This is a genomic window from Mycobacterium sp. NTMscope_MAC_12 (assembly GCF_976985675.1).
Genome location: NZ_CDRJYY010000001.1, coordinates 1,149,980 through 1,175,803 on the forward strand (window position 1 = coordinate 1,149,980; position 25,824 = coordinate 1,175,803).

The 25,824-nt window shown below is 68.4% G+C and carries 21 protein-coding genes and 1 tRNA gene; 16 read left to right on the forward strand and 6 right to left on the reverse strand.

Annotated features, from left to right (window positions below):
• Window positions 1–42: 42 nt before the first annotated feature.
• Window positions 43–849 carry a mycolate reductase gene (cmrA, locus tag AC0KS4_RS05480; RefSeq protein ID WP_225327060.1) on the reverse strand — a complete coding sequence of 269 codons (807 nt, stop codon included), beginning with the start codon at window positions 847–849 and terminating at the stop codon, window positions 43–45.
• A gap of 68 nt (window positions 850–917) precedes the next feature.
• On the opposite strand from cmrA, the gene AC0KS4_RS05485 reads away from it, so the two are divergent.
• Window positions 918–2,258 carry an MFS transporter gene (locus tag AC0KS4_RS05485; protein WP_225327061.1) on the forward strand — a complete coding sequence of 447 codons (1,341 nt, stop codon included), beginning with the start codon at window positions 918–920 and terminating at the stop codon, window positions 2,256–2,258.
• A 55-nt stretch (window positions 2,259–2,313) separates the two neighbouring features.
• Here the strand turns inward: AC0KS4_RS05485 and AC0KS4_RS05490 are convergent, their stop codons facing one another.
• Entirely contained in the window at window positions 2,314–3,093 is a 780-nt protein-coding gene (locus AC0KS4_RS05490) for an MmpS family transport accessory protein (protein WP_238957496.1), read from the reverse strand.
• Window positions 3,094–3,156: 63 nt separating this feature from the next.
• Window positions 3,157–3,813: an SACE_7040 family transcriptional regulator gene (locus AC0KS4_RS05495; RefSeq protein ID WP_225327063.1), complete on the reverse strand. Its 657-nt coding sequence runs from the start codon at window positions 3,811–3,813 to the stop codon at window positions 3,157–3,159.
• A gap of 191 nt (window positions 3,814–4,004) precedes the next feature.
• On the opposite strand from AC0KS4_RS05495, the gene AC0KS4_RS05500 reads away from it, so the two are divergent.
• The 8 genes from AC0KS4_RS05500 (at window position 4,005) to AC0KS4_RS05535 (ending at window position 13,659) form a co-directional block, all read left to right on the forward strand.
• Window positions 4,005–5,594 (forward strand): carboxyl transferase domain-containing protein, encoded by a 1,590-nt coding sequence (locus AC0KS4_RS05500; RefSeq protein WP_225327166.1) that lies wholly within the window; start codon window positions 4,005–4,007, stop codon window positions 5,592–5,594.
• 5 nt (window positions 5,595–5,599) lie between these two features.
• Complete coding sequence (locus tag AC0KS4_RS05505) at window positions 5,600–7,597, forward strand: acetyl-CoA carboxylase biotin carboxylase subunit (RefSeq protein ID WP_238957497.1); 1,998 nt, start codon at window positions 5,600–5,602, stop codon at window positions 7,595–7,597.
• On the forward strand, window positions 7,594–8,760 hold the full coding sequence (locus AC0KS4_RS05510; RefSeq protein ID WP_238957498.1) for an acyl-CoA dehydrogenase family protein: 1,167 nt from the start codon (window positions 7,594–7,596) through the stop codon (window positions 8,758–8,760). Before AC0KS4_RS05505 ends, AC0KS4_RS05510 begins: the two co-directional genes overlap by 4 nt.
• Entirely contained in the window at window positions 8,757–9,266 is a 510-nt protein-coding gene (locus AC0KS4_RS05515) for a MaoC family dehydratase (protein ID WP_238957499.1), read from the forward strand. Before AC0KS4_RS05510 ends, AC0KS4_RS05515 begins: the two co-directional genes overlap by 4 nt.
• Window positions 9,263–10,084 carry an HpcH/HpaI aldolase/citrate lyase family protein gene (locus tag AC0KS4_RS05520; protein WP_238957500.1) on the forward strand — a complete coding sequence of 274 codons (822 nt, stop codon included), beginning with the start codon at window positions 9,263–9,265 and terminating at the stop codon, window positions 10,082–10,084. The genes AC0KS4_RS05515 and AC0KS4_RS05520 overlap by 4 nt, the downstream gene beginning before the upstream one ends.
• A 249-nt stretch (window positions 10,085–10,333) precedes the next feature.
• Window positions 10,334–11,416 (forward strand): pyruvate dehydrogenase (acetyl-transferring) E1 component subunit alpha, encoded by a 1,083-nt coding sequence (gene pdhA / locus AC0KS4_RS05525; RefSeq protein ID WP_225327167.1) that lies wholly within the window; start codon window positions 10,334–10,336, stop codon window positions 11,414–11,416.
• Window positions 11,417–11,425: 9 nt separating this feature from the next.
• The gene (gene bkdB, locus AC0KS4_RS05530) at window positions 11,426–12,481 is read left to right on the forward strand and encodes an alpha-ketoacid dehydrogenase subunit beta (protein WP_238957501.1); all 1,056 of its coding nucleotides are present in this window, start codon (window positions 11,426–11,428) and stop codon (window positions 12,479–12,481) included.
• Window positions 12,478–13,659, forward strand: a complete 1,182-nt coding sequence (locus AC0KS4_RS05535; RefSeq protein ID WP_238957502.1) for a dihydrolipoamide acetyltransferase family protein — start codon at window positions 12,478–12,480, stop codon at window positions 13,657–13,659. Before bkdB ends, AC0KS4_RS05535 begins: the two co-directional genes overlap by 4 nt.
• Before the next feature lie 13 nt (window positions 13,660–13,672).
• Here AC0KS4_RS05535 and AC0KS4_RS05540 read toward each other — a convergent pair whose 3' ends face one another.
• Together AC0KS4_RS05540 and AC0KS4_RS05545 are read right to left on the reverse strand one after the other, a co-directional pair.
• On the reverse strand, window positions 13,673–14,443 hold the full coding sequence (locus tag AC0KS4_RS05540) for an enoyl-CoA hydratase (RefSeq protein ID WP_225327070.1): 771 nt from the start codon (window positions 14,441–14,443) through the stop codon (window positions 13,673–13,675).
• A gap of 449 nt (window positions 14,444–14,892) precedes the next feature.
• Window positions 14,893–15,303, reverse strand: a complete 411-nt coding sequence (locus AC0KS4_RS05545) for a hypothetical protein (protein WP_225327071.1) — start codon at window positions 15,301–15,303, stop codon at window positions 14,893–14,895.
• A 399-nt stretch (window positions 15,304–15,702) separates the two neighbouring features.
• Between AC0KS4_RS05545 and AC0KS4_RS05550 the strand changes: the two genes are divergently transcribed.
• Both AC0KS4_RS05550 and AC0KS4_RS05555 read left to right on the forward strand, forming a co-directional pair.
• Window positions 15,703–15,939, forward strand: coding sequence for a hypothetical protein (locus AC0KS4_RS05550; protein WP_225327072.1), 237 nt, complete (start codon window positions 15,703–15,705; stop codon window positions 15,937–15,939).
• 165 nt (window positions 15,940–16,104) lie between these two features.
• Window positions 16,105–16,230 carry a hypothetical protein gene (locus AC0KS4_RS05555; RefSeq protein ID WP_255641443.1) on the forward strand — a complete coding sequence of 42 codons (126 nt, stop codon included), beginning with the start codon at window positions 16,105–16,107 and terminating at the stop codon, window positions 16,228–16,230.
• Between the two features lie 93 nt (window positions 16,231–16,323).
• Here AC0KS4_RS05555 and AC0KS4_RS05560 read toward each other — a convergent pair.
• Window positions 16,324–16,397 (reverse strand) — tRNA-Arg (locus tag AC0KS4_RS05560).
• A 186-nt stretch (window positions 16,398–16,583) separates the two neighbouring features.
• Here AC0KS4_RS05560 and lipQ point away from each other — a divergent pair.
• From lipQ to AC0KS4_RS05585, 5 genes are all read left to right on the forward strand, one after another.
• The gene (lipQ, locus tag AC0KS4_RS05565) at window positions 16,584–17,831 is read left to right on the forward strand and encodes an esterase LipQ (protein WP_238957503.1); all 1,248 of its coding nucleotides are present in this window, start codon (window positions 16,584–16,586) and stop codon (window positions 17,829–17,831) included.
• Between the two features lie 149 nt (window positions 17,832–17,980).
• Entirely contained in the window at window positions 17,981–19,450 is a 1,470-nt protein-coding gene (locus tag AC0KS4_RS05570) for a WS/DGAT/MGAT family O-acyltransferase (RefSeq protein ID WP_238957504.1), read from the forward strand.
• Entirely contained in the window at window positions 19,447–21,192 is a 1,746-nt protein-coding gene (locus tag AC0KS4_RS05575) for an HAD-IB family hydrolase/lysophospholipid acyltransferase family protein (RefSeq protein ID WP_238957505.1), read from the forward strand. Before AC0KS4_RS05570 ends, AC0KS4_RS05575 begins: the two co-directional genes overlap by 4 nt.
• Window positions 21,189–23,543: a glycerol-3-phosphate 1-O-acyltransferase gene (locus AC0KS4_RS05580; RefSeq protein WP_238957506.1), complete on the forward strand. Its 2,355-nt coding sequence runs from the start codon at window positions 21,189–21,191 to the stop codon at window positions 23,541–23,543. The genes AC0KS4_RS05575 and AC0KS4_RS05580 overlap by 4 nt, the downstream gene beginning before the upstream one ends.
• 28 nt (window positions 23,544–23,571) lie before the next feature.
• On the forward strand, window positions 23,572–25,647 hold the full coding sequence (locus tag AC0KS4_RS05585; RefSeq protein ID WP_238957507.1) for a bifunctional copper resistance protein CopD/cytochrome c oxidase assembly protein: 2,076 nt from the start codon (window positions 23,572–23,574) through the stop codon (window positions 25,645–25,647).
• Window positions 25,648–25,824: the final 177 nt, after the last annotated feature.

Sequence of the window (25,824 nt, forward strand, 5' to 3'; positions counted from 1 at the left end):
ATCGCAGCCACGTCACGCTCGCGGGGCTTGCCCGCCCGGCGCCTACCCGCCGCCGAGCTTTTTGTAGAACGCGCCCACGATGGGTGCGACGATGGCGCGCGGTGCGTAGCCGCTCGCCACGGACATGGCCTTGGACGTCAGGCCGGGGACGACGCGCATTTTGTTGCGGCCCAACGAATCCAGGGACACCCGAGCGGTGTGTTCCGTCGAGATCCACAGGAAGTCCGGCACCAGCCGCTCCACGATCGACGCCTCGGTGTCGGCGGGCAGGTCGGTGCGGACCGGCCCGGGCGCCAGCAGCGTCACGTTGACCCCGGACCCGCGCAGTTCACCGCGCAGCGATTCGGTGAAGGTATTGACGAAGGCCTTGGTGGCGGCGTAGGTGGCGTTGTAGGGGATCGGCGAATTGCCGGCCGCCGAACCGGAAATCAGGATGCCGCCGGCCTTGCGCTCGACCATGCCGGGCAACACCGCCAACGTAAGGTCGTGCACCCCTAGGACATTGAGCTGCAATTGAGCCTTCTCGCCGGCCGGATCGAGCGTGGCAACCGGACCGAAGGTCGCGGTGCCCGCGTTGGCGCACAGGATCGAGATGGGGCGGGCGGCCAGCTCGTCGCACAGCTTCGCGCGTTCGCCCGGGTCGGCCAGATCGGCGGGTCGCACGTCGACGGTGACGTGATACTTGTCGGTCAGGCGGGCGGCCAGATCCTTCAGCAGATCCTCGCGTCGCGCGGTGACGATCAGATTGTGTCCGCGGGCGGCAAGTTCGGTGGCGAGCGCTTCACCGATGTTCTGCGAAGCTCCGGTGACAACGGCGCGCGCCTCAGGGCTTGGAGCGGGTATCGGCATGCGCCAATCGTAGACAGCCGGCGAATCGCCATCCGCAGGCGATCGCCGGCGCCGCTAGAGTGCCGGGCATGAGTCAGCCGGAGTTGCGTTCCGCCGCGCCCATGCGATCTCGCGTGGTGGCGTGGGCGCTGTGGGACTGCGGCTCGACCGGTCTGAACGCGATCGTGGCCACGTTCGTCTTCGCCGTGTATCTGACCAGCAGCGTCGGGGTGGGCATCGGGGGCAGCACCACGCCGGCGAGCTGGCTGGGCCGAGCCGCGGCCATCGCCGGGCTGACCGTCGCGGTGCTCGCGCCCGCCGTGGGCGTGTGGGTGGAGTCCCCGCATCGCAGGCGGGTGGCCCTGAGCGTGCTGACCGCCGCGGCGGTGACGCTGACCTGCTTGATGTTCTTCATCCGCGACCGGCCCGGCTACCTGTGGGCGGGTCTGGTGCTGTTGGGGGCGACGGCGGCCTGCGGCGACCTGGCCAGCGTCCCGTACAACGCCATGCTGCGCCAGCTTTCGACGCCGCAGACGGCCGGGCGGATATCCGGATTCGGCTGGGCGGCCGGCTACGGTGGCAGCGTCCTGCTGTTGCTGGTGATCTACACCGGATTCATCTCCGGATCGGGCTCGGGACCGGGCGCGACGCGCGGACTGCTGCGAATTCCCTTGCAGGACGGGCTTTATGTCCGCGAGGCGATGCTGGTGGCCGCGGCCTGGCTGGCGGTGTTCGCGCTGCCGCTGCTGTTCGTGGCGCAACGACTGAGCGAGCCGGCCGAGGTGTATCAGCCCACGAGCATGTTGGGCGGTTACCGGAAGCTGTGGACGGAGGTCTCCGCGGAATGGCGCCGCGACCGCAACCTGGTGTACTTCCTGGTCGCCAGCGCGCTGTTCCGCGACGGGCTGGCGGCGATCTTCGCCTTCGGTGCGGTCCTCGGCGTCAACGTGTACGGCATCTCCCAGGCGGACGTGCTGATTTTCGGGGTGGCGGCCTGCGTGGTCGCCGCGGTGGGCGCGGTGCTGGGCGGGTTCGTCGACCACCGGGCCGGATCGAAGCCGGTCATCGTGGCCTCGCTGGTCGCGATCATCACCCTGGGGCTGACCTTGATGGTGTCGTCCGGACCGGTGGCCTTCTGGGTCTGTGGGCTGCTGCTGTGCATGTTCATCGGCCCGACGCAGTCATCGTCGCGCGCCCTGCTGCTGCAGATGGCCAAACACGGCAGGGAGGGCGTCGCGTTCGGGCTCTACACGATGACCGGTCGGGCGGTGGCGTTCCTGGCGCCGTGGCTGTTCTCGGTGTTCGTCGACGTATTCGGCGCCGTGCGTGCCGGCCTCGGCGGGATTTCACTGGTCTTGATCGCCGGGCTGCTGGCCATGCTCGTGGTCCGCGTTCCGCAGCGCGGCGAGCCGGTCACCGAACTCTCGTAAGCGGGTCGCCGCCTCGAGCGTCGGCGATATTCACGTCCGCGCCGCGAAGCGGGGCTCAGCCCCTGGCGTCGCAGATGGTCAGCCCGCCACCGACGCGCTTGCTGACCTGAACTCCGTCGACGGTGACGGTGCAGGTGACGCTGTGCCCGATGTTGACGATCGTGACGTTGGCCGGGTGGACGGCCGATTTCGCAAGGCTGACCTGCTTGCTCCACGGCAGCGCGACGTTGAATTCGGTCTGGATGAGGTCGCCGGTGTCGATGTACATGATGCTGATCGCGCGACCTTCGCCCGTGACCGTGTAGACGACATCTTGCATCGCCGCCGGACCGGTCGTCGAGGTGGGCAGCTCCGGGCCGCTCGTCGGGGGTATCGGCGCGGGGACGAGGGTGGGCGACTTACGCGCCGACGGGGTGGGGCTCTCCGTTGTCGTTTCCGGCATCGCCGGCAACGGCGGGACCGCGGTCTGGGTCTTGATCGCGTCGTTGGCGAGCGCCAGTGCGATCACCAGCGCGACGACCAGCAGCACCGCAACGCCGGCGGCGACCCACAGCCAGCGCGGCGATTTCGGCCCTTCGGGCGGTGGGGGAGCCAGGCCGTGGGAGTGCGGGTCGTCCGACGCGGGGACGTCCCGTTGCCAATACGCCGGCAGCGGCCTTGTCGTGTTGGTCTCGTTGGCGGTGGGCGCCCAGGGCGACATCGTCCCGCCATAGGTGGGGGCATACGGCGTCTGATCGGCGTATGCGGGATCGGCGGGCGGGGCGTACCCCGGCTGCTGCGGCCCCGGTAGCGATGGACTAAACCGCTCGGTGGGACGTGAATCGTTCATGTCCACCTCATGGCTTGCAGGGTACCTGGGCGGGGCGCTGAAGCGCTTACTCACGGTGCGACGGGGAGCTCAGGGGCACCGATTTCCGGCCGCGAGGGCGGCGACGGTCATCGCCCGCATGACGGCGCGCGATCGTGCGGCGCGCACGCTCTTGCTGCGCGACGCGTCGGGGGATTTCATGCTGTGCGGCGTCGAATTCAGCAAGCCGAACACGGCGTGCGCGCTCAGCCGGGCGTCGGCCTCGGCCAGCTCGGGGTTCAGCTCGCGCAGCACCCCCACCCAGACCTCGACGTATTGGCGCTGCGCTTTGCGCACCTGCTTTTCGGCCTGTTCGGGCAGGTACGCCAGGTCGCGATCCTGGATGCGGATCAGGTCCGGTTCGGTCAGGACGAAGTCGAGATGGAAGTCGATCAGGCCGTCGAGCGCGGCCGCGGCATCCGAGCTGTGGGTCCGCACCTGCCGTGCGCCGGCGAGCAGCCGGGTGCTGATGCCCACCAGCAATTCGACCAGAAGCGATTCCTTGTTGGGGAAATGCCGGTAGATGGCGGGACCGCTGACGCCGGCCGCGGCGCCGATGTCTTCCAGTCGTACGGCGAGAAATCCGCGTTCGGCGAACAGCCGCTCGGCGGCGGACAGCAGTTGCAGGCGGCGGTCGGATTTCAACTGGCTCCGCCGATTTGGGGCCTCGGCGCCGCCGGCCTGGCCTTCGGAGGCAGGCGTTGTCATGACGGACCTCCGTGTGATGAATCGTCACCAACGTAGCACGAGTTATTCGCAATTAACTCGCATTATTCGCCGGGTGCGGTGCCGCTGGACCGGCAACGGCGGTAATGGTATTCTCAAGCCCCGAGTTAATGAGCATTAACTCAGCTGGACCGCCCGAGGGCAAGGAGGCTGCTGCGGCGATGGACAACGTGATGACCTCGCCCGCGAAGGCTCCCGGGGCGTCGTTCGCCGATGAGCACCGCCGGCTGGTCGGCGAACTGAACGCCCGGCTGGCCGCGGCGGCGCTCGGCGGCAACGAGCGGGCGCGGGAACGCCATGTCAGCCGCGGGAAACTGTTGCCACGCGAACGGGTGGACCGCCTGCTCGACCCCGGCAGCCCGTTCTTGGAGCTCTCACCGCTGGCCGCCGACGGCATGTACGACGACGAATCTCCCGGGGCCGGCATCATCACCGGAATCGGCCGTGTATCGGAGCGCGAGTGCGTGATCGTCGCCAACGACGCGACGGTCAAGGGCGGCACCTACTACCCGATGACGGTCAAAAAGCACCTGCGCGCCCAGGAGGTGGCGCTGCAGAACCGGCTGCCATGCATCTACCTGGTGGACTCCGGCGGGGCCTTCTTGCCGCGCCAAGACGAGGTCTTTCCGGACCGGGAGCACTTCGGCCGCATCTTCTTCAACCAGGCAACCATGAGCGCCAAGGGAATTCCGCAAGTCGCCGCGGTGCTGGGTTCGTGCACGGCGGGCGGCGCCTACGTGCCGGCGATGAGCGATGAGGCCGTCATCGTGCGCGAGCAGGGCACGATCTTTCTGGGCGGCCCGCCACTGGTCAAGGCGGCGACGGGCGAGATCGTGTCGGCCGAGGACCTCGGCGGCGGCGACCTGCACTCGCGGGTTTCCGGTGTCACCGACCACCTCGCCGACGACGACGAGCACGCGTTGCGGATCGTCCGCTCGATCGCGGCGACCTTCGGGCCGCGTGAGCCCAGCCCGTGGGAGGTGCAGCCCCCCGTCTCGCCGCGGTGCGCGCAGACGGAGCTCTACGACGTGGTGCCGCCGGACCCGCGGGTGCCCTACGACGTGCACGAGGTCATCGTGCGACTGGTGGACGGCGGCGAATTCAGCGAATTCAAGGCCAATTACGGCAAGACCCTGGTGACCGCGTTCGCCCACATCCACGGCCACCCGGTAGGGATCGTAGCCAACAACGGGGTGCTGTTCAGCGAATCCGCCTTGAAGGGCGCACATTTCATCGAATTGTGCGACAAGCGAAAGATCCCGCTGCTGTTTTTGCAGAACATCGCCGGGTTCATGGTCGGCCGGGACTACGAGGCCGGCGGCATCGCCAAGCATGGCGCCAAGATGGTCACCGCCGTCGCCTGCGCCCGGGTGCCCAAACTGACCGTCGTGATCGGCGGATCCTATGGGGCGGGCAACTACTCGATGTGCGGCCGGGCGTATTCGCCGCGATTCCTGTGGATGTGGCCCAACGCCCGGATCTCGGTGATGGGTGGCGAACAGGCCGCCTCCGTGCTGGCCACCGTGCGCGGTGAGCAGCTCAGTGCGGCGGGCAAACCGTGGTCAGCCGACGAGGAAGAGGCGTTCAAGGCGCCCATCCGCGGGCAGTACGAGGACCAGGGCAACCCCTACTACTCGACGGCCCGGCTGTGGGACGACGGGATCATCGACCCAGCCGATACGAGAACCTTTGTCGGGCTTGCCCTTTCGGTGTGCGCCCAAGCACCGTTGGAACCCGTCTCCTACGGCGTCTTCCGGATGTGAGTGCAATGTTCGAGACAGTATTGGTGGCCAACCGCGGCGAGATCGCGGTGCGGGTGATCCGGACGCTGCGCCGGCTGGGCATCCGGTCGGTGGCCGTCTACAGCGACCCCGACGCCGGCGCGCGGCACGTCCTCGAGGCCGACGACGCGGTGCGGCTGGGGCCCGCCGCGGCCCGCGAGAGCTACCTGAACATCGACAAGGTCGTCGACGCGGCCGTGCGCACCGGATCTCAGGCGATCCACCCGGGATACGGATTCCTCTCCGAGAACGCCGATTTCGCGGCGGCGTGCGAGCGGGCCGGTGTCGTGTTCCTGGGGCCTCCCGCGCAGGCGATTCAGGTGATGGGCGACAAGATCACCGCCAAGAACGCGGTCGCCGCCTTCGACGTCCCGGTGGTCCCCGGCGTGGCCAAACCAGGACTGAGCGACGACGACCTGGTCGCCGCCGCGGGCGAGGTCGGATACCCGGTCTTGATCAAGCCGTCGGCGGGCGGCGGCGGCAAGGGCATGCGCCTGGTGGACGAACCGGCCAAGCTGCGCGAGGCGCTGGTGGGTGCCCGACGCGAGGCCGCCTCGTCGTTCGGCGACGACACGCTCTTTCTGGAACGGTTTGTATTGCGCCCCAGGCACATCGAGGTGCAGGTGCTCGCCGACACGCACGGCAACGTCGTGCACCTCGGCGAGCGGGAGTGCAGCCTGCAACGGCGCCATCAGAAGGTCGTCGAGGAGGCGCCCTCGCCGTTGCTCGACGAGGCGACCCGGGCGCGCATCGGCGCGGCCGCCTGCAGCACGGCGCGCAGCGTCGACTACGTCGGCGCGGGCACGGTCGAGTTCATCGTCTCCGCCGACCGTGCGCAAGAGTTCTTTTTCATGGAAATGAACACCCGCCTGCAGGTCGAGCACCCGGTGACCGAGGCGGTCACCGGGCTGGACCTGGTGGAGTGGCAGCTGCGCGTCGGCGCCGGCGAGAAGCTCACGTTCGCCCAGGACGACATCGAATTGCGCGGGCACGCGATCGAGGCCCGGGTGTACGCCGAGGATCCGGCGCGCGGATTCCTGCCCACCGGCGGCCGGGTGCTGCAGGTCTTCGAGCCCTCCGGCGACGGGGTGCGGGTCGACTCGTCGCTGCTGCCCGGCACGTTGGTCGGCAGCGACTACGACCCGATGCTGAGCAAGGTGATCGCGCACGGGGACGACCGTGACGAGGCGCTGGCGAAACTCGACCGGGCGCTGAGCCAAACGGCAATCCTGGGCGTGCAGACCAATATCGAGTTCCTGCGGTTCCTGCTCGCCGACGAGCGGGTACGGGCCGGCGACCTGGACACCGCCCTGCTCGATGAGCGGCTGGCGGACTTCGCGCCGCTGCCGGCCCCTGATGACGTGCTCGCCGCGGCCGGCCTCTACCGACAATCGGCTCTCGCCTCCCGGGCCCACCGTTTCGCGGGCAATCCCTGGGCGGCGCCCACGGGATGGCGCGTCGGCGGCAGCGCGGCGCCGGTTCGCACCGACATGCGCACCCCGCTGCGCAGCGAGACCGTGTCGGTGTGGGGGCTTCCCGAAGCCGCCACGGTGCAGGTCGGCGACGCGGAAACCTGTTCGGCCGCTGTGCAAGTCGAACCCGCACGAATGAGCGCGGTGATCGACGGCCTGCGCCGCGACTACCGATGCGCCGAAGCCGACCGCCACCTGTGGATCGCCGACGAGCGCGGCACCTGGCACCTGCGCGAGGCCGAGGAGAACAAGATCCACCGCGCCGCGGGGGCGCAGCGGGCCGAAATCCTCAGTCCGATGCCGGGCAGCGTCATCGCCGTCCAAACCCCCTCCGGCACCGCCGTTTCCGAAGGCGACGTCGTGGTCGTCGTCGAGGCGATGAAGATGGAACACTCGCTGGCCGCACCGGTGTCCGGACAGGTGGAGGTGCTGGTCTCGGTGGGTGATCAAGTGACCGTGGATCAGGTGCTGGCCCGGCTGATCCCGGAAGAAGAAAGCAAGGACGAGACATGACCACATCCATCACCGCGGGGACGCTCCCCAAGGAATACGAAGACCTTCGCGACACCGTCGCCGAGTTCGCGCGCACCGTCGTCGCCCCCGTGTCGGCCAAACACGATGAGGAGCACAGCTTCCCGTACGAAGTCGTCGCCAAGATGGGGGAGATGGGCCTGTTCGGCCTGCCGTTCCCCGAGGAGTACGGCGGCATGGGCGGCGACTACTTCGCGCTGGCGCTGGCGCTCGAGGAACTCGGCAAGGTCGACCAGTCGGTGGCGATCACGCTCGAGGCCGGGGTGGGTCTGGGCTCGATGCCCATCTACCGGTTCGGTACCGAGGAACAGAAGCGCACGTGGCTGCCGGACCTGACCGCCGGCCGGGCGCTGGCGGGCTTCGGGCTCACCGAGCCCGGTGCCGGCTCCGACGCGGGCGCCACCCGCACCACGGCCCGGCTCGAGGGCGGTGAGTGGGTGATCAACGGCAGCAAGCAATTCATCACCAACTCGGGCACCAACATCACCTCCCTGGTCACCGTCACCGCCGTCACCGGCACCGTCGGGGCGGACAAAAAGGAGATCTCGACGATCATCGTGCCCAGTGGCACACCGGGATTCACCGTCGAACCAGTCTACAGCAAGGTGGGCTGGAACGCGTCGGACACCCATCCGCTGAGCTTCGCCGACGCCCGGGTCCCGGAGGAGAACCTGCTCGGCGCGCGTGGGCGGGGCTATGCGAACTTCCTGTCGATCCTGGACGAGGGTCGCATCGCGATCGCCGCGCTGTCGACCGGGGCGGCGCAGGGCTGCGTCGACGAGAGCGTCAAGTATTCCAAGGAACGCCAGTCGTTCGGCCAGCCGATCGGCTCCTACCAGGCGATCAGCTTCAAGATCGCGCGAATGGAAGCGCGTGCCCACGTCGCCCGCACGGCGTACTACGATGCCGCTGCAAAGATGTTGGCGGGCAAGCCCTTCAAGAAGGAGGCGGCCATCGCGAAGATGATCGCGTCGGAAGCGGCGATGGACAACGCCCGCGACGCAACGCAGATCCACGGAGGGTATGGCTTCATGAACGAGTATCCGGTGGCGCGTCACTACCGCGACAGCAAGATCCTCGAAATCGGTGAGGGCACCACCGAGGTGCAGCTGATGCTCATCGCGCGTTCGCTGGGCCTGTCGTGAGCGCGCCGGACCAAGCGGGCAAATCCATTGTCCAGCGGGGCCTGTGGTTCGAAGAGTTCGAGATCGGCACCACCTACCTGCACCGGCCCGGCCGCACGGTCACCGAAGCCGACAACGTCTTGTTCACCACGCTGACCATGAACACCCAGTCGCTGCACCTCGACGCCGCCTGGGCGGCCGAGCAGCCGGGCTTTCGGGGCGAGCGGCTGGTGAACTCCATGTTCACCCTGTCCACGGTGGTGGGGCTCTCGGTGTCGCAGCTGACGCTCGGCACCATCGTGGCCAACCTCGGCTTCTCCGAGGTGTCCTTCCCCAAGCCCGTCTTCCACGGCGACACCCTCTACGCCGAAACCGTGTGCACGGCCAAGCGCGAGTCGAAGAGCCGGCCCGGCGAGGGCATCGTCACCCTCGAGCACACCGGGCGCAATCAGCACGGCGATGTCGTCGCGCGCGCCGTGCGCACCACGCTGGTCCAGAAGCGCCCGGCCGACCAGGAGGCCAAGTGAACCTGCACGCCGCCGGCCCCGGATGGCTGTTCTGCCCGGCCGACCGGCCCGAACGTTTCGCGAAGGCCGCCGCCGCGGCCGACGTGGTGATCCTCGACCTCGAGGATGGCGTGGCCGAGGCGGACAAGCCCGCCGCCCGCGAGGCGTTGCAGGGGACGCCGCTGGATCCCGAGCGCACCGTGGTGCGGATCAACGCGGCCGACACCGACGAATACCCCCGCGACCTCGAGGCCCTCGCCGAGACCGCCTACACGACGGTGATGCTGTCCAAGACCGAATCGGCGGCGCAGGTGGAGGCGTTGGCCCCGCGCGACGTGATCGCGCTGCTGGAGACGCCGCGCGGCGCGGTGTTCGCCACCGAAATCGCGGCGGCGCAGGGCACGGTGGCGCTGATGTGGGGCGCCGAGGACCTGGTTGCCACGCTCGGCGGTAGCTCCAGCCGCTGGGCCGACGGGACATACCGGGATGTCGCGCACCACGTGCGCTCGACGGCTCTGCTCACCGCGTCCGCCTTCGGCCGGGTGGCGCTCGACGCGGTCCACCTGGATATCCGCGACCTCGACGGCTTGCGGACCGAGGCCGAGGACGCCGTCGCGCTGGGGTTCGGCGGGACCGTGTGCATCCACCCCAGCCAGATCCCGGTGGTGCGCGAGGCGTATCGCCCCAGTGAGGACAGGCTGGACTGGGCGCGACGAGTGTTGACGGCCGCGCGCAGCGAGCGAGGGGTCTTCGCGTTCGAAGGGCAGATGGTCGACTCGCCGGTGCTCAAACACGCGCACATGACGTTGCGCAGGGCGGGTGAGGCCGTCCCCGACTGACGGCCCCGGCTGTTCAGCGACACCGCCCGGCGCGGCCCAGCGCGACACGTTCCGCAGTCTTCGCAATCAGCGCGGTCTCTTCTGATTTGAGGGCATAATGGGGAATACGCCAGTGTCGCGGCGAGCGAAGCCTTTCGTGTAGCTGGCGATCGACTTCCGCTCGCGGTAGGTCTCGGCTGACCGTTTGCTGGGACCCGCTGTGGCTCGTGGGGCCACGCGGCGCCCGGCGAGGGAGGCGGTGTGGCGCAGATGTCTCAGATGCCCATGGCGGTCGACCTCGAACCGGTGCAACTCGTCGCCGCCGATGGCTCGCCGACATCCGAACGCCGTTACGGCCGTGACCTTCCCGCCGAGACGCTGAGCTGGCTCTACGAGATGATGGTGATCACCCGGGAACTCGACGCCGAATTCGTGAACCTCAAGCGGCAGGGCGAGCTGGGCCTCTTCGCATCCTGCCGCGGCCAGGAGGCCGCCCAGATCGGTGCGGCGGCGTGCCTGCGCAAAACCGACTGGCTGTTTCCCCAATATCGGGAGCTGGGCGCCTTTTTGGTGCGCGGCATCCCGCCCGGGCACGTAGGGGCCGTGTGGCGCGGAACCTGGCATGGCGGCCTGGACTTCACCAAGAAGTGCTGCGCCCCGTTCTCCATTCCGATCGGCACCCAGACCCTGCATGCCGTGGGCGCGGCGATGGCCGCCCAACGGCTGGGCGAAGATTCGGTGACGCTGGCCTTCCTCGGCGACGGCGCCACCAGCACGGGAGATGTGCACGAGGCGCTGAACTTCGCCGCCGTGTTCACCACGCCCTGCGTGTTCTTCGTGCAGAACAACCAGTGGGCGATCTCGACGCCGATCGACAAGCAGACCGCCGCACCCTCGCTGGCGCACAAGGCGATTGGCTACGGCATGCCCGGAATTCGGGTGGACGGAAACGACGTCCTGGCCTGCTACGCCGTGACGGCCGAGGCCGCCGCCCGCGCCCGCGCCGGCGGCGGCCCGACGTTGATCGAGGCGGTCACCTACCGCCTGGGCCCGCACACCACCTCCGACGACCCCAGCCGGTACCGGACACAAGGCGAAGTCGATCACTGGCTGGCGCTGGACCCGATACCGCGGTACCGCGCCTATCTGCGGGCCCAGGGCCTGTGGTCAGAACGCTTGGAGGAACGGGTCATTGGCCGGGCACAGCGAATGCGCACCGAACTGCGCGACGCGATGGTCGATGCGCCCGATTTCGACATCGACGAGGTGTTCACCTCGGTGTACGCCGATATCACGCCGGGATTGCAGGCGCAGCGCCAGCAGCTGCGGGCCGAACTCGACGGAAGTGATTGAGAGGCGTCAATGACTCAGCTCGCTGATCGTCCGGCCGGCCATGACGAAACACGCACCGCGGCAGTGGAAAGCGTGGCGCTTGGTGCGCAGCCGTTGACCATGGTGCAGGCGCTCAACCGCGCCCTGCACGACGCGATGGCCGCCGACGATCGGGTGCTGGTGTTCGGCGAAGACGTCTCGGTCGCGGGAGGGGTGTTCCGCGCGACCGAGGGACTGGCCGAGGCGTTCGGCGAGAGTCGTTGCTTTGACACGCCGCTGGCGGAGTCCGCCATCATCGGGATCGCGGTGGGGCTGGCGTTGCGTGGCTTCGTGCCGGTGCCCGAGATTCAGTTCGACGGGTTTTCCTACGCGGCCTTCGACCAAGTGGTCAGCCACCTGGCGAAGTACCGTACCCGCACCCGCGGCCAGATCAACATGCCGGTGACCGTCCGGATCCCGTCGTTCGGGGGAATCGGTGCCGCAGAACACCATTCGGATTCCACCGAGACCTATTGGGCGCACACCGCCGGGTTGAAGGTGGTGGTGCCGTCCAGCCCCTCCGACGCGTATTGGCTGCTGCGCCACGCGATCGCCTGCCCGGACCCGGTGATGTTCCTGGAGCCGAAGCGGCGCTACCAGGGCCGCGGCCTGGTCGACGCCACCCGGCCCGAACCACCGATCGGGCGGGCGATGGTGCGCCGGCCGGGCACCGACGTGACGGTGGTGACCTATGGGAGCTTGGTCGGCACGGCCGTCGGCGCCGCCGACGAGGCCCAGCGCCAGCGTGGTTGGAGCCTGGAGGTCATCGACCTGCGGTCACTGGCGCCCCTGGACTTCGACACCGTCGCCGCGTCGATCCACCGGACCGGGCGCTGCGTGGTGATGCACGAGGGCCCGCGCACCCTCGGGTTCGGGGCGGAGCTGGCCGCCCGCATACAAGAGGAAATGTTCTACGAGCTGGAGGCGCCGGTGTTGCGCGCGTGCGGGTTTGACACCCCCTACCCGCCGGCCCGGTTGGAGAAGTGGTGGCTGCCGGGCCCCGACCGGCTACTGGACTGCGTCGAGCGCGCTTTGGAACAGCCATGACCGGCCCGTCCGCGCAAGAGCGGGTCAAGCCGTTTCGGGTCCCCGACCTCGGCGAGGGGCTCGAAGAAGTGACGGTGACGCACTGGAACGTCGCGGTGGGCGACGACGTCGAGCTCAACCAGGTGTTGTGCACGGTGGAGACCGCCAAGGCCGAGGTGGAGATCCCCAGCCCGCACGCCGGGAGGGTCGTCGAAATGAACGGCGCCGAGGGCGATGTGCTCAAGGTGGGGGCGGTGCTGGTGCAGATCGACACGGCACCGGGAAGCGGCGAGCCGCCGGCGGCCGCGACGGCGCCGCCCACATTGGTCGGCTACGGTGCCGATGCCGGCGTCGACAGCAGCCGGCGGACGGGGCGTCCGCTGGCCGCCCCTCCGGTGCGCAAACTCGCCAAACAATTGATGGTCGACCTGGCGTCGTTGCCGCACCGCGCCGGGGCCGTCATCACCCGCGAGGATGTGCTGGCGGCGGCCGGCGGGACCGGGAACGGGGCCGATGTCCGATCGATTCGTGGCGTGCAGGCCCGGATGGCGGAGAAGATGGCCTTGTCGCACAAGGAGATTCCGCCCGCAAAGGTCACCGTCGAGGTGGACTGCACCGAGTTGGTGCGGCTGTCCGATCGGCTCCGCACGAAGGATCAGAAAATAACACCCTTCGTGCTGACGCTGCGGCTGCTGGTCATCGCGTTGCGCCACAACGAGATTCTGAACTCGACCTGGGTCGACTCGCCGCAGGGCCCGCAGCTGCGCGTCGACCACCGAGTGCACCTGGGCATCGCCGCGGCCACCCAACGCGGGCTGCTCGTCCCGGTGCTGGCCGACGCCCACGCCAAGACGACACGCGAATTAGCTGCTCGCGCAGCCGAATTGATCGCCGGCGCGCGTGCGGGCACCCTGACGCCGAACGAGCTGACGGGTTCGACGTTCACCGTGTCGAACTTCGGGGCGCTGGGTGTCGACGACGGCGTGCCGGTGATCAATCACCCCGAAGCGGCCATCCTCGGGATGGGAGCGATCAAGCCGCGGCCGGTGGCCCTGGGCGCCGAGATCGTGGTGCGCCCGACGATGTCGCTGACCTGCGTGTTCGATCACCGCATCGCCGATGGCGCACAGGCGGCCCAATTTGTCTGCGAGTTAAGGGATCTGATCGAGTCACCCGAGATCGCGCTGCTGGATTTGTGACGCGCGCCCCAACCTACTTGCGTTGCGCCGCGGCGAGCCGCTGCGCGAATTCTGGTGACTGGATCGAGTGGACCTGCGGCCCAAGCTCGGCGCGCATGGCCTGCTGGTGTTGCTCGTGGTCCAGCGACCCCGGACTGACGGTGGCGCGCATGGTCTCCTTGGTCGCCAGCACCACCTCGCGCGGCGCCGCCGCCGGCCCGGCAGCCAGTTCCAGCGCGGCGGCCACCGGATCGTCGGCGACACTGAGCGCCAAGCCATGCCGCACGGCGGCGTCGGCGTCGAAGCGCATGCCGAACAGCAACGCCGCGCGGGCGGCCTGTGGGCCCACCGCGCGCTGCAGCATCCAGGTCGCGCCCCCGCCCGGGTGAAGCCCCAGCTTCTGGAATCGCGCATCGAACAGGGCGGCGGGTCCGGCGATGCGCACGTCGGCCGCCAGGGCCAGATTCAGGCCTGCCCCGACGGCCGCGCCGTTGACGGCGGCGATGGTGGGGAGTCGGCAACTGCCGATGGCCATAAAGCCGTCGTAAAGCTGCTGCAGGCCGGTCTCGGCCGCTCCGCCGCCCGCGGCCCCCAGGGCACTGAGGTCTGCGCCCGCGCAGAACGCCTTGCCGGCCCCGGTGACCACCACGGCGTGCACGTCGGGATCGGCTTCGACCCGTTCGACGGCCGCGCGCAGCAGCCCCGACATCTCGGCGGTCACCGCGTTGCGGCGGTCGGGATCGTTGACGGTGATGAGCGCGACGCGGTTGTCAACGTCGAGCAAGACCAGATCGGACTGGGCCATATCGGGCACCTCCGGCTTGGGGTTTGGGTTGCGGCCGGGCCTGACCCACCGGTTCGTCCGGCGGCGGCGTGACGGGCGAGGTAAGGGTACTGCGCGCCCGGCTGGGTGGGATCGCCGGTGTGAACGCGATTAGCACGGTGCGCAGGAATGGGTCGTCAAGGAAACAACGGCCACCGCTCTTATTGGACATCTCCCCGGCCGAACGCCATTCACGGCTCACCTCAGTATCTGCGGCCCGAAGTGGCGCAAACCCGCCAATCTTTGCGGGTGCACGAGGGATTCGGAATCTACAACTAATGCTGTGTTTATGAAGCCATTATCTGCAACTTTGGGACTCTTCGTCTGCTCCCCGGAAAGACCAGCGCAAACGCATAACCTGCCAGCTTTGGGGCAGGCGGGGATTGCGGCCGTCACCGGTTCGCCCGGCATCCGCGGAGACTTGCGACAAACTAGGACTCGGGTTTCGCCAACTTCTTAGCTAGCTCATCGAGTTCGGCCTGACGCTCACGCACCGCACACGCCCGCCGATCCCGGCCCGCCCCCTGCAGGGCGGGCCTCGGCAAGGCATTGCTACGCAACTTGATGTTGGCGTAATGGATTGCGGCATCGATCATTTCGATATAGCGCTCCGCGTCATGCTCCGAGCAGGACCCCTCGATCCGCTGGACTTCGTCCCAGCAAGGATAGGACGAGTACCGGGCATCAAGTTGTTGCTGCGAAACCTGAGATCCGAAGTAACATCGCCAATCTCGGCTCAGCCAACCCCTCGTCTTCACTTCGACTTTGATTCGACTACCCACGCCGGCTATGAACCTCGGCTCCCCGACGCGGACTACCGGCTGCCAGTCATTCGACGCCATATATCGCCAACCCCTCGAAGAGAAGACGCCCTAACTAATGATCTCCCCGAGGGCGTCAACTGCTCGTCGTGACACGCTGTTCCAAGAATACTGAATCCTCGAACTTTGGATAGTCACTTTGACTAAGCCCGGGCACCCGACGTATGCGGGCCGGCCCGAATAGCCATTACCGCCGGTCCTATCCGGCGCCTGGTAAGCCGCGATTTCATCTGCGAATAACGCCGTGACCTGCATCACTACGCCATTCTGGGCGGGCCGCCGGGACGCGCCGTCCCGTCGGCCGCAGCGGGAGGAGCGGGACTGCGGCCAAGGATTCATTGAGATTCCGCCAAGGCCGACTTCGCACGCTCATCTCAGCTCGCGAGAGCGCCCATTCGGCATCGACGCTAGGAGCGACCCATGCGGACCGCGGCGGACAAGAGGACGAACGATCGGCGGCTCGGATGCCTGCGCCTGTTCCTGGTCGCTGCCGCCACGGCCGGGCTGGTCGGTCTCGGCATCGGCGTTGCTTACCTCAATCGACCGGCGGTCGGACGGCCGTGTTCGGTGCCGAACGCGACCGGCGGCACCATGTCGTGCACTCCGGCGCTGAACGGAAATCGAGAAGCGGTCTGGCGGTATGTTGCGGAGCGCTGACGCCACAACGGCAAGTGGCGTAACAGATTTCGCTCACGATTCCCTCGACGTCCGCCTGGGCAAGGACGAAGGAGCGCCGCCAGCCTCGCGGATCCTGGAAAATTTTGTGCCTATTTCTGCGGACACCGCCGTGGGGGATCCCGGCCGGGCGTACGCTCTCCGGTTATGACCAGGGGGAAGAAGGTCTTGCTTTCGCTGCTGCTCGCGTTCGCCGTCTCAACGACGTCGGTGAGCTGCATACCTATTGACATACCCACCTGCCCGGCCGGCGGCGGCCCGGTCGGCTGCTGATCGCCAGCGCTGCAGGAATGGGAGCGGCCCGGACGTCGGGCGCTGATGTCATGGCGGGATTCCTGCGCGCCCGCACACCTTGCCTCACAACTGTGCCCCCGGCAGGATTCGAACCTGCGACCTAGGGATTAGAAGGCCCTTGCTCTATCCACCTGAGCTACGGAGGCAATGCGCAGGTCAGTCTATCCAACCGCCCCCGCCGGCCCGATTCCCCGCCGCCACGCGCGCGAAAAGCCTTCCCCCGCCGCGTTTATCGGTTATCGTGATGGGCCTCGACACACGTACAACATCGGCCGGCCATCGGCCGTTAACCGCAACGAGGCGTGTGCCTGACGTCGAGGGGTGACGTAGTCATGAGCGTGGCCAGTAACCTGACTTCGCGCTATTCCTGGGCTAATGCCCAAGCATCACGCCTGGCGGCCGAGGCCAGGGGCGCCTATCAGACCGGCGCCCTGTTGCTACGGGGAGGCCCGTTCGCGCTGGGCTGTTTCGCCGGCTGGCTTTTCACGGAGTTTCCCCCGCACGTCGTCACCGGTCACGCGCTGTCGCGGGTCGCGCACCCGTCGATCGGCCGCGTCGGCAAGACGCTGGCCGCCCAGCGGGCGGATCAGACCCTCACCACCGCGCTCGAGGAATCCTTCGGGCCCGACTTCCGTGACCAGGTATGTCACCCGACCGCGGTGGGGGCGGTGTGCGCCCCGCGCGGTGGCCTGTTGGGCAGGCCCGGCCCGCACCGCCGGTATGCGGCACAGACTTCCGACATCTCCTACGGCCCCCGCGGCCGCGACAACCTGCTCGACATCTGGCGGCGCGACGACCTGGCGCCCGGGTGCCGGGCACCGGTCCTGATCCAGGTGCCCGGCGGGGCGTGGGCGCTGAACGGCAGGCGCCCGCAGGCCTACACGCTGATGAGCCGCATGGTCCAACTCGGCTGGATCTGCGTGTCGATCGACTACAGCAAGAGCCCGCGCAGTGCTTTCCCCGCGCATCTCATCGACGTCAAGCGGGCGATCGCGTGGGTCCGGGAGAACATCGCCGACTACGGCGGGGACCCGGACTTCATCGCGATCACGGGCGGGTCGGCGGGCGGGCACCTGGCCTCCCTGGCAGCGCTCACCCCGAACGATCCCGACTTTCAGCCCGGTTTCGAGGGCGCCGACACCACCGTCCAGGCCGTCGCCCCCTATTACGGTGTCTACGATTTCACCGACTTCGAGAACATGCACGAACTGATGCTGCCGTTCCTGGAGCAGTTCGTGGTGAAGGCCCGTTACGCCGACGAGCCGGAACGGTTCACCGCGGCCTCACCGATTTCCTATGTGCACCCCGACGCGCCGCCGTTCTTCGTGCTGCACGGCGAGAAAGACGAACTGGTTCCCAGCGGCCAGGCCCGCGCGTTCTGCGCGGCGCTGCGCGCGGCCGGCGCCCCCACGGTGGCCCACGCCGAACTGGCCAACGCGCATCACGCTTTCGACATCACCCCGACGGTTCGGTCGCGGCTGGCCGCCGACGCCGTCGCCGATTTCCTGGGTGTCGTCTACGGGCGGCGTGTCAGCTCCGTCCTGGATTCGCTGCCGCTGTCGGCCACTTCCGCCAGTTGAGGGCCAGGTGAGCGCGGGGTCATAAGTCCTCGCCGCTGCTTTCACCAGCGGGGTAACCCGACTAGCGTTGTGGTGACCATCAGGGTTCGCGGGTGCAAGGCGGGAGGCGTGATCGACGGTGACAAGGTTGGTTCGTCGAGTTGATGGCCATGACTGAGTCCGTCGAGGCGATCAAATTGTCCGACGAGCTTGGGCCGGTCGACTACCTCATGCATCGGGGCGAAGCGAATCCTCGCACCCGCTCGGGGATCATGGCGCTGGAGCTGTTGGACACCACCCCGGACTGGCAGCAGTTCCGGGCCCGCTTCGAAAACGCCTCCCGACGGGTGCTGCGCCTCCGGCAAAAGGTGGTCGTGCCGACCTTGCCGACGGCGGCGCCGCGCTGGGTAGTCGATCCCGATTTCAACCTGGATTTCCATGTGCGCCGGGTGCGCGTGTCCGAACCCGGCACGCTGCGTGACGTGTTCGACCTCGCCGAGGTCACCCTGCAGTCACCGATGGACATCTCCCGGCCGCTGTGGACGGCCACCTTGGTCGAGGGCTTGGCCGACGGGAAGGCGGCGACCCTGCTGCATGTCAGCCACGCCGTCACCGACGGTGTCGGCGGGGTCCAGATGTTCGCCGAAATCTATGACCTCGAGCGCGACCCGCCCGCCAAGCCGACGCTGCCGCTGCCCATCCCGCAGGACCTGACGTCGAATGACCTGATGCGCCAAGGCATTAACCACCTGCCGCTCGCCGTGGTCGGCGGCGTCCTGGCCGCGCTGTCCGGGGCGGTGTCGGCGGCCGGGCGAGTGGTGCTGGAACCGACGGCCACCGTCTCGGGAATCGTCGGGTACGCCATGTCGGGCATGCGGGTGCTCAACCGGGCCGCCGAGCCGTCGCCGCTGCTGCGCCGCCGCAGCCTGACCACCCGCAGCGAAGCGATCGACATCCCGCTGTCCGACCTGCACAAGGCCGCCAAAGCCGGCGGCGGATCGATCAACGACGCCTATCTCGCCGGGTTGTGCGGAGCCTTGCGCCGCTACCACGAGGCGTTCGGCGTGCCGATCAGCACGCTGCCGATGGCGGTGCCGGTCAACCTTCGGGCCGAAGCGGACAACGCCGGCGGCAACCGGTTCACCGGTGTCAACCTGGCCGCGCCGATCGGCACCGTCGACCCGGTCTCCCGGATGAAGAAGATCCGCGCGCAGATGACCCAGCGTCGCGACGAGCCCGCGATGAACATCATCGGTTCTTTTGCCCCGGTGCTCAGCGTCTTGCCCACAGCCGTGCTGGAAGGACTCACCGGCTCGGTGATCGGCTCGGACGTGCAGGCCAGCAATCTCCCGGTCTTTCCGGGAGACACCTACCTCGCTGGCGCAAAAGTCTTGCGGCAGTACGGTATCGGACCGCTGCCGGGCGTGGCGATGATGGTGGTGCTGATCTCGCGTGGCGGGTGGTGCACCATCACCGTGCGCTACGACAGGGCCTCGGTGCGCAACGACGCGCTGTTCGCCCAGTGCCTGCTCGACGGCTTCGACGAAATCCTGGCGCTGGCCGGTGATCCTCCGACGCGCGCGGTACCCGCCTCGTTCACCGAGTCCGCCGTGTCGTCTCGATCGGCGTCGGGCTCATGAGCGCGTCCAAAGAACGGGCCGACGACACCCCAGAAAGCGGGGCGGACATGCGGCTGCCCGGCTCGGTGGCCGAGATCATGGCCAGCCCGGCCGGCGCGAAAATCGGTGCGTTCTTCGACCTGGACGGCACCCTGGTCGCCGGGTTCACCGCGGTCATCCTGACCCAGGAGCGGCTGCTGCGCCGTGACATGGGTGTGGGGGAGTTGCTCGGCATGGTGCAGGCCGGGCTGAGCCACACGCTGGGGCGCATCGAGTTCGAGGACCTCATCGGCAAGGCCGCCGCGGCGCTGGCGGGTCGGCTGCTCGACGACCTGGACGAGATCGGCGAGCGGTTGTTCGTCCAGCGCATCGAGTCGCGGATCTACCCGGAGATGCGCGAGCTGGTGCGCGCCCACATGGCCCGCGGCCACACCGTGGTGCTCAGCTCGTCGGCGCTGACCATTCAGGTCAATCCGGTCGCGCGGTTCCTCGGCATCCCCAACACGCTGACCAACAAATTCGAGACCACCGAAGACGGCATACTCACCGGTGGCGTTGAGAAGCCGATCCTGTGGGGCCCGGGCAAAGCCGCTGCGGTGCAACGCTTTGCCGCCGAGCACGACATCGATCTCAAGGACAGCTACTTCTACGCCGACGGTGACGAGGACGTCGCGCTGATGTATCTGGTCGGCAATCCGCGGCCGACGAATCCCGAAGGCAAGATGGCCGCGGTGGCCAAGCGCCGCGGCTGGCCGATCCTGCGGTTCAGCAGCCGCGGTCCGGTGGGTTTGCGGCGGCAGGTGCGCACGCTTGCCGGCCTCGGCTCGATCGTCCCAGTCGGGGCCGGCGCGGTGGCAATGGGTGTGCTGACCGGGAGCCGGCGCCGCGGCGCCAACTTCTTCACCTCCGTGTTCTCCCAAACGGTGCTCGCGACCACCGGAGTGCATCTCAATGTCGTCGGCAAAGAGAATCTGACCGCGCAACGTCCGGCCGTCTTTATCTACAACCACCGCAACCAGGTTGACCCGGTCATCGCCGGCGCGCTGGTGAACGACAACTGGGTGGCCGTAGCCAAGAAGGAACTGCAGAAGAACCCGATCATGGCCCTGCTCGGTAAGGCGTTGGACGGAGTGTTCATCGACCGCGACGATTCGGCCTCGGCGCTCGAGACGATGCGCACGGTCGAAGAGCGAGCCAAGAACGGCCTTTCCATTCTGATGGCTCCGGAGGGCACCCGGCTCGACACCACCGAGGTCGGCCCGTTCAAGAAGGGGCCGTTCCGACTCGCGATGGCCGCGGGCATCCCGATCGTCCCGATCGTGATCCGCAACGCCGAGCTCGTTGCCGCCAGGAACTCGGCCATCATCAATCCGGGCACCGTCGACGTCGCGGTCTTTCCTCCGATCTCGGTGCAGGACTGGACAGTTGACACGCTTACCGAGCGCATCGCCGAGGTCCGCCAGCTGTATTTGGACACGCTCGCCCACTGGCCCGTCGGCGAACTGCCCGAGGTCGACCTGTACGCCGAGAAGAAGGCGGCCACCAAAGCCCGCAGCCGGGCCACCAAAACCACCGCCAAGAAGGCCGCGGCGAAAAAGGCCCCAGCGAAGTCGGCGAGCAAGCCCCGCGCGAAAAAGGCTGCGCCCAAGGCGAATCCGAACGCATCCGAGGTTGCGCTCAAGGACGGTGAGGTACAACAGCCCGCCGCGGGCGGAACCGTCGGCGCCGAATCACCGGAATCGCCGCCCCGAGGGCATCCGTGACCGAACCGGCGGCAGATACCAGCGCCATCCTTGCCGGAACCGACTCGCTGGTCTTGGCGTCGATGGCCTCTCCGCTCGAGATGGAACTGGTCACGACGTGGCTGGACCAACAACGTGCCGGCCACCCGGGCGCGAAATTCGACCTGGTCCCACTTCCCGCGCTCGACGCGCCGCCGGAAGCGATGACATCCCTGGCCGAGCAGCTCGAGTCCGGAGAAGGCCGTTCGATCGTGCCGGTGCGGGTGTTCTGGCTGCCCCCGCCGGATCGCGGGCGGCTCGCGAGGCTGGCCGGGCTGCTGCCCGGCCGGGATCCCTACCACCCCAACCAGCGCCTGCAAACACAGATCCTGCGCAGCGCTCCCCAGCGGGCGCGGGTGGTGGCCGGCGAATCGGCCACCGTCTCCGAACTCCGCCGGCAGTGGCGTGACACCACCGTCGGCGACGACAAGAGCGACTTCGCCCAATTCGTGATCCGCCGCGCCATCTTGGCGATGGAGCGCGTCGAGTACCGAATCCTCGGGCCGCAGTACAAATCGCCGCGGCTGGTGAAGCCGGAGATCTTGGCGTCCAGCCGGTTTCGCGCCGGCCTGGCCAAGATCCCGGGCGCAACCGTCGACGAGGCCGGAAAGATGCTCGACGAACTCGCCACCGGGTGGAGCAGGGCGTCGGTCGACCTGGTCTCGGTGCTCGGCAGGATGATCAGCCGCGGGTTCGATCCCGAGATCGACTATGACGCGTACCAGGTTGCCGCGATGCGCACCGGTCTGGACGCCCACCCGGCGGTGCTGTTGTTTTCCCACCGTTCCTACATCGACGGCGCCGTGGTGCCGGTGGCCATGCAGGAGAACCGGTTACCGCCGGTGCACGTGTTCGCCGGCATCAACCTGTCGTTCGGCGCGATGGGCCCGCTGCTGCGGCGTTCCGGTGTCATCTTCATCCGCCGCAACATCGGCAACAACCAGCTCTACAAGTACGTGCTGCGCGAATACGTCGGCTACATCGTCGAAAAGCGGTTCAACCTGAGCTGGTCCATCGAGGGCACCCGTTCGCGCACCGGAAAGATGCTGCCGCCCAAGCTCGGTCTGCTGGCCTACGTCGCCGACGCTTACCTGGACGGTCGCAGCGAAGACATTCTGCTGCAACCGGTTTCGATCAGCTTCGATCAGCTGCACGAGACCGCCGAGTACGCCGCCTACGCCCGCGGCGGGGAGAAGACACCCGAGGGTGTCGGCTGGTTGTACAACTTCATCAGGGCGCAGGGCGAACGCAACTACGGCAAGATCTACGTCCGGTTCCCCGAAGCCGTGTCGATGCGCCAGTACCTCGGCGCCCCGCACGGCCCGCTGTCGCAGGACCCGGATGCCAAACGGCTTGCGCTGCAGAAGATGTCGTTCGAAGTCGCGTGGCGGATACTGCAGGCCACACCGGTGACGGCGACGGGTCTGGTGTGCGCCCTGCTGCTGACCACGCGCGGCGCGGCGTTGACGTTGGACCAGCTGCACCACACGCTGCAGGACTCGCTGGACTATCTGGAACGCAAACAGAATCCGATGTCGACCAGCGCATTGCGGCTGCGCTCGCACGACGGCGTCCGTGCGGCCGTCGACGCGCTCTCCAACGGGCACCCCATCACCCGGGTCGACGGCGGCCGGGAGCCGGTGTGGCACATCGCGTCCGAAGAGCAGCACGCCGCGGCGTTCTACCGCAACTCCGTGATCCACGCCTTCCTGGAGACCTCGATCGTCGAGCTCGCGCTCGCACACGCCAGGCACGCCGAGGGCGACCGCATGGCGGCGTTCTGGGCGCAGGCGATGCGGTTGCGCGATCTGCTGAAGTTCGACTTCTATTTCGCGGACTCGGCGACCTTCCGGGACCACATCGCCGAAGAGATGGCGTGGCACGACAATTGGGAAGACCACGTCGCCGCCGGCGGCGAGGAGATCGAAGGGCTGCTGTTCGCCAAGCGTCCGCTGATGGCCGACGCGATGTTGCGGGTGTTCTTCGAGGCCTACGAGATCGTCGCCGACGTGCTGCGCGACGCCCCGGCGGACATCGGGCACCGGGAACTGACCGACTTGGCGCTGGGCGTCGGGCGGCAATACGTGGCGCAGACCCGGATCCGCAGCAGCGAATCGGTGTCGACGCTGCTGTTCGCCACCGCGCGCCAGGTCGTCGACGATCAGGACCTGATCGCCGCCGCCCCGGACCTGGCCGAAAGACGAGTGGCCTTCCTGCACGAACTGCGCGACATCCTGCGGGACTCCAACTACGTCGGACGGATCGCGCGGGATCAGTTCGTGGCCCGCGAGTTCAAGGCGCGTCAGGACCGGCTGGACAGCCAAACTCTGTAGCCGGCCCGCCCGCCCATACCCTGGGTGCATGACCGTCGCCCCGCCGGCCGGCAACGCCCCGACCGCGGCCTCATCCCAGCGCCGCGCGTTGGTGTGGCCGGTGCTGGGCGGCGTGGCTGTGCTGGCGGGCTGCACGGCCGCCGGCATCGGGACGCTCTCGCTGGCAAGCGTGTTGACCGCGACGGGTCTGCCCGACCCGGGTCCGGTGACCACCTTGGGGTTGCCGTTCGTTCGGGCGGCAGGGGAGATCGGCGCGGTGCTCGCGGTCGGGTCGTTTCTGTTCGCCGCCTTCCTGGTGCCGCCGCAACGCAGCGGCGTCCTCGACGCCGACGGCTACCGAGCGCTTCGACTGGGGACGGTGGCGTCGGGTGTGTGGGCGGTGTGTGCCGCGCTGCTGGTCCCGCTGACCATCTCCGACGTGTCCGGTCACGCGGTCGTCGACATCAGCCCGGCGCGGATCTGGTCGTTGGCGGGTCTGATCGCCACCGCCTCGGCCTGGCGCTGGACCGCAATCCTGGCCGCCGCGATCACGGTGGCGAGCCTGCCGGTGCTGCGCTGGTCCTGGACCCCGGTGTTGCTCGCCGCGTCGGTGCTGACGCTGATCCCGCTCGGCCTGACCGGGCATTCGTCGGCCGGCGGTTCGCACGACCTGGCCACCAACGGCCTGCTGATCCACCTGGTCGCCGCCAGCCTGTGGGCCGGCGGCCTGCTCGCCCTGCTCGCCCACGCCCTGCGCGGCGGCGCTCACACGGGCCTGGCGGCGCGGCGCTTCTCGTCGATCGCGCTGTGGTGTTGGGTGGCGATGGCCTTGAGCGGACTGGTCAACGCCCTGGTGCGCGTCCAGCCGGGCGACCTGCTCACCACCGATTATGGGCGCCTGGTGGTCGCCAAGTTCGTCGCGCTGTGCCTGTTGGGCGGCGTCGGCTGGCGCCAGCGGCGCGTGAGTGTGGCTGGGCTGCAGGCAGATCCGGGCCCGCCGCGGGCACGCGCCGCGCTGGCGAGGCTGGCGCTGATCGAGGCGGCGCTGTTCGGCCTCACGTTCGGTATTGCCGTCGGGCTGAGCCGCACCGCGCCGCCGCCCCCGCCGGCCCGGCTGCCCTCGGTTGCCGAAGCCGAGATCGGCTACGACTTCGACGGGCCCCCGACCGTGGCGCGCATTCTTTTCCATTGGCGCTTCGACCTGATCTTCGGCACCACGGCCATCGTCTTGGCGGCGCTGTATGTGGCGGGGCTGGTGCGGCTGCGCCGGCGCGGCGACAAGTGGCCGCCGGGCCGGAGCTCTTCCTGGCTGCTCGGCTGCCTGGCGTTGCTGTTCGTGACGTCGTCGGGTGTCGGCCGCTACATGCCGGCGATGTTCAGCATGCACATGGTGGTCCACATGTGCCTGTCGATGCTGGTGCCGATCCTGTTGGCGCTGGGGGCTCCGGTCACCCTGGCGTTGCGGGCGCTGCCCGCGGCCGGGCGGGACGATCCGCCGGGCATGCGGGAGTGGCTGTTGGCCGCGCTGCACAGCCGCTTCTCGCGGTTCCTCACCCACCCGGTGGTGGCCACCGTGCTGTTCGTCGCCGGGTTCTACGGGCTGTATCTGTCCGACCTTTTCGACATCACCGCGAGCAGTCACGCCGGGCACTTGGCGATGAACCTGCACTTCCTGTTGAGCGGCTACCTGTTCTATTGGGTGGTGATCGGCGTGGACCCGACGCCGCGACCGATCCCGCCGCTGGCCAAGGTGGCTGTGGTGTTCGCCTCGTTGCCGCTGCACGCGTTCTTCGGGGTGGTGCTGATGGGCACCAAGAAGGTGCTCGGCGCCGACTACTACCGCTCACTGGGTCTGAGCTGGCACACCGATCTGCTGGGTGACCAGCGGCTGGGCGGCGGTATCGCCTGGTCGGCGGGCGAATTCCCGCTGGTGATCGTGATGCTGGCGCTGCTGGTGCAGTGGGCACGCAGCGACCGTCGCACCGCCAAACGATTGGACCGCGCCGCCGACCGCGACGATGACGCCGAGCTGGCGGCCTACAACGCGATGCTGAGCCGGCTGGCGCAGCGCGAGCGGTCGGGACCGGCGCGTGACAAGCCGCGCGAGGAGTCCGCAACCGACTAGGTGTGGTACCGCTCAGCCTGGTCCGCATGCCCGCGTTCGCATCATGCGGGCGGATCGATCCACAGTCCCGGTTCCTTCCACAGGACCGGTGGGCCGGCGCCCGTCGCGCCGCCGACCCGTCGGTACCGCCGCGCTTACTGGTGGCCATCGAGTCACAGCAAGCAATCGAGAAGGGAT

Coding starts and splice junctions, on each gene's coding strand:
- AC0KS4_RS05500 (WP_225327166.1), top strand. CDS start 4,005: ATGACCTCGCCCGCGAAGGCTCCCGGGGCGTCGTTCGCCGATGAGCAC.
- cmrA (WP_225327060.1), bottom strand. CDS start 849: ATGCCGATACCCGCTCCAAGCCCTGAGGCGCGCGCCGTTGTCACCGGA.
- pdhA (WP_225327167.1), top strand. CDS start 10,334: ATGTCTCAGATGCCCATGGCGGTCGACCTCGAACCGGTGCAACTCGTC.
- AC0KS4_RS05570 (WP_238957504.1), top strand. CDS start 17,981: ATGACTGAGTCCGTCGAGGCGATCAAATTGTCCGACGAGCTTGGGCCG.
- AC0KS4_RS05510 (WP_238957498.1), top strand. CDS start 7,594: ATGACCACATCCATCACCGCGGGGACGCTCCCCAAGGAATACGAAGAC.
- AC0KS4_RS05550 (WP_225327072.1), top strand. CDS start 15,703: ATGCGGACCGCGGCGGACAAGAGGACGAACGATCGGCGGCTCGGATGC.
- AC0KS4_RS05485 (WP_225327061.1), top strand. CDS start 918: ATGAGTCAGCCGGAGTTGCGTTCCGCCGCGCCCATGCGATCTCGCGTG.
- AC0KS4_RS05535 (WP_238957502.1), top strand. CDS start 12,478: ATGACCGGCCCGTCCGCGCAAGAGCGGGTCAAGCCGTTTCGGGTCCCC.
- AC0KS4_RS05585 (WP_238957507.1), top strand. CDS start 23,572: ATGACCGTCGCCCCGCCGGCCGGCAACGCCCCGACCGCGGCCTCATCC.
- AC0KS4_RS05545 (WP_225327071.1), bottom strand. CDS start 15,303: ATGGCGTCGAATGACTGGCAGCCGGTAGTCCGCGTCGGGGAGCCGAGG.
- AC0KS4_RS05555 (WP_255641443.1), top strand. CDS start 16,105: ATGACCAGGGGGAAGAAGGTCTTGCTTTCGCTGCTGCTCGCGTTCGCC.
- AC0KS4_RS05495 (WP_225327063.1), bottom strand. CDS start 3,813: ATGACAACGCCTGCCTCCGAAGGCCAGGCCGGCGGCGCCGAGGCCCCA.
- AC0KS4_RS05575 (WP_238957505.1), top strand. CDS start 19,447: ATGAGCGCGTCCAAAGAACGGGCCGACGACACCCCAGAAAGCGGGGCG.
- bkdB (WP_238957501.1), top strand. CDS start 11,426: ATGACTCAGCTCGCTGATCGTCCGGCCGGCCATGACGAAACACGCACC.
- AC0KS4_RS05505 (WP_238957497.1), top strand. CDS start 5,600: ATGTTCGAGACAGTATTGGTGGCCAACCGCGGCGAGATCGCGGTGCGG.
- lipQ (WP_238957503.1), top strand. CDS start 16,584: ATGAGCGTGGCCAGTAACCTGACTTCGCGCTATTCCTGGGCTAATGCC.
- AC0KS4_RS05540 (WP_225327070.1), bottom strand. CDS start 14,443: ATGGCCCAGTCCGATCTGGTCTTGCTCGACGTTGACAACCGCGTCGCG.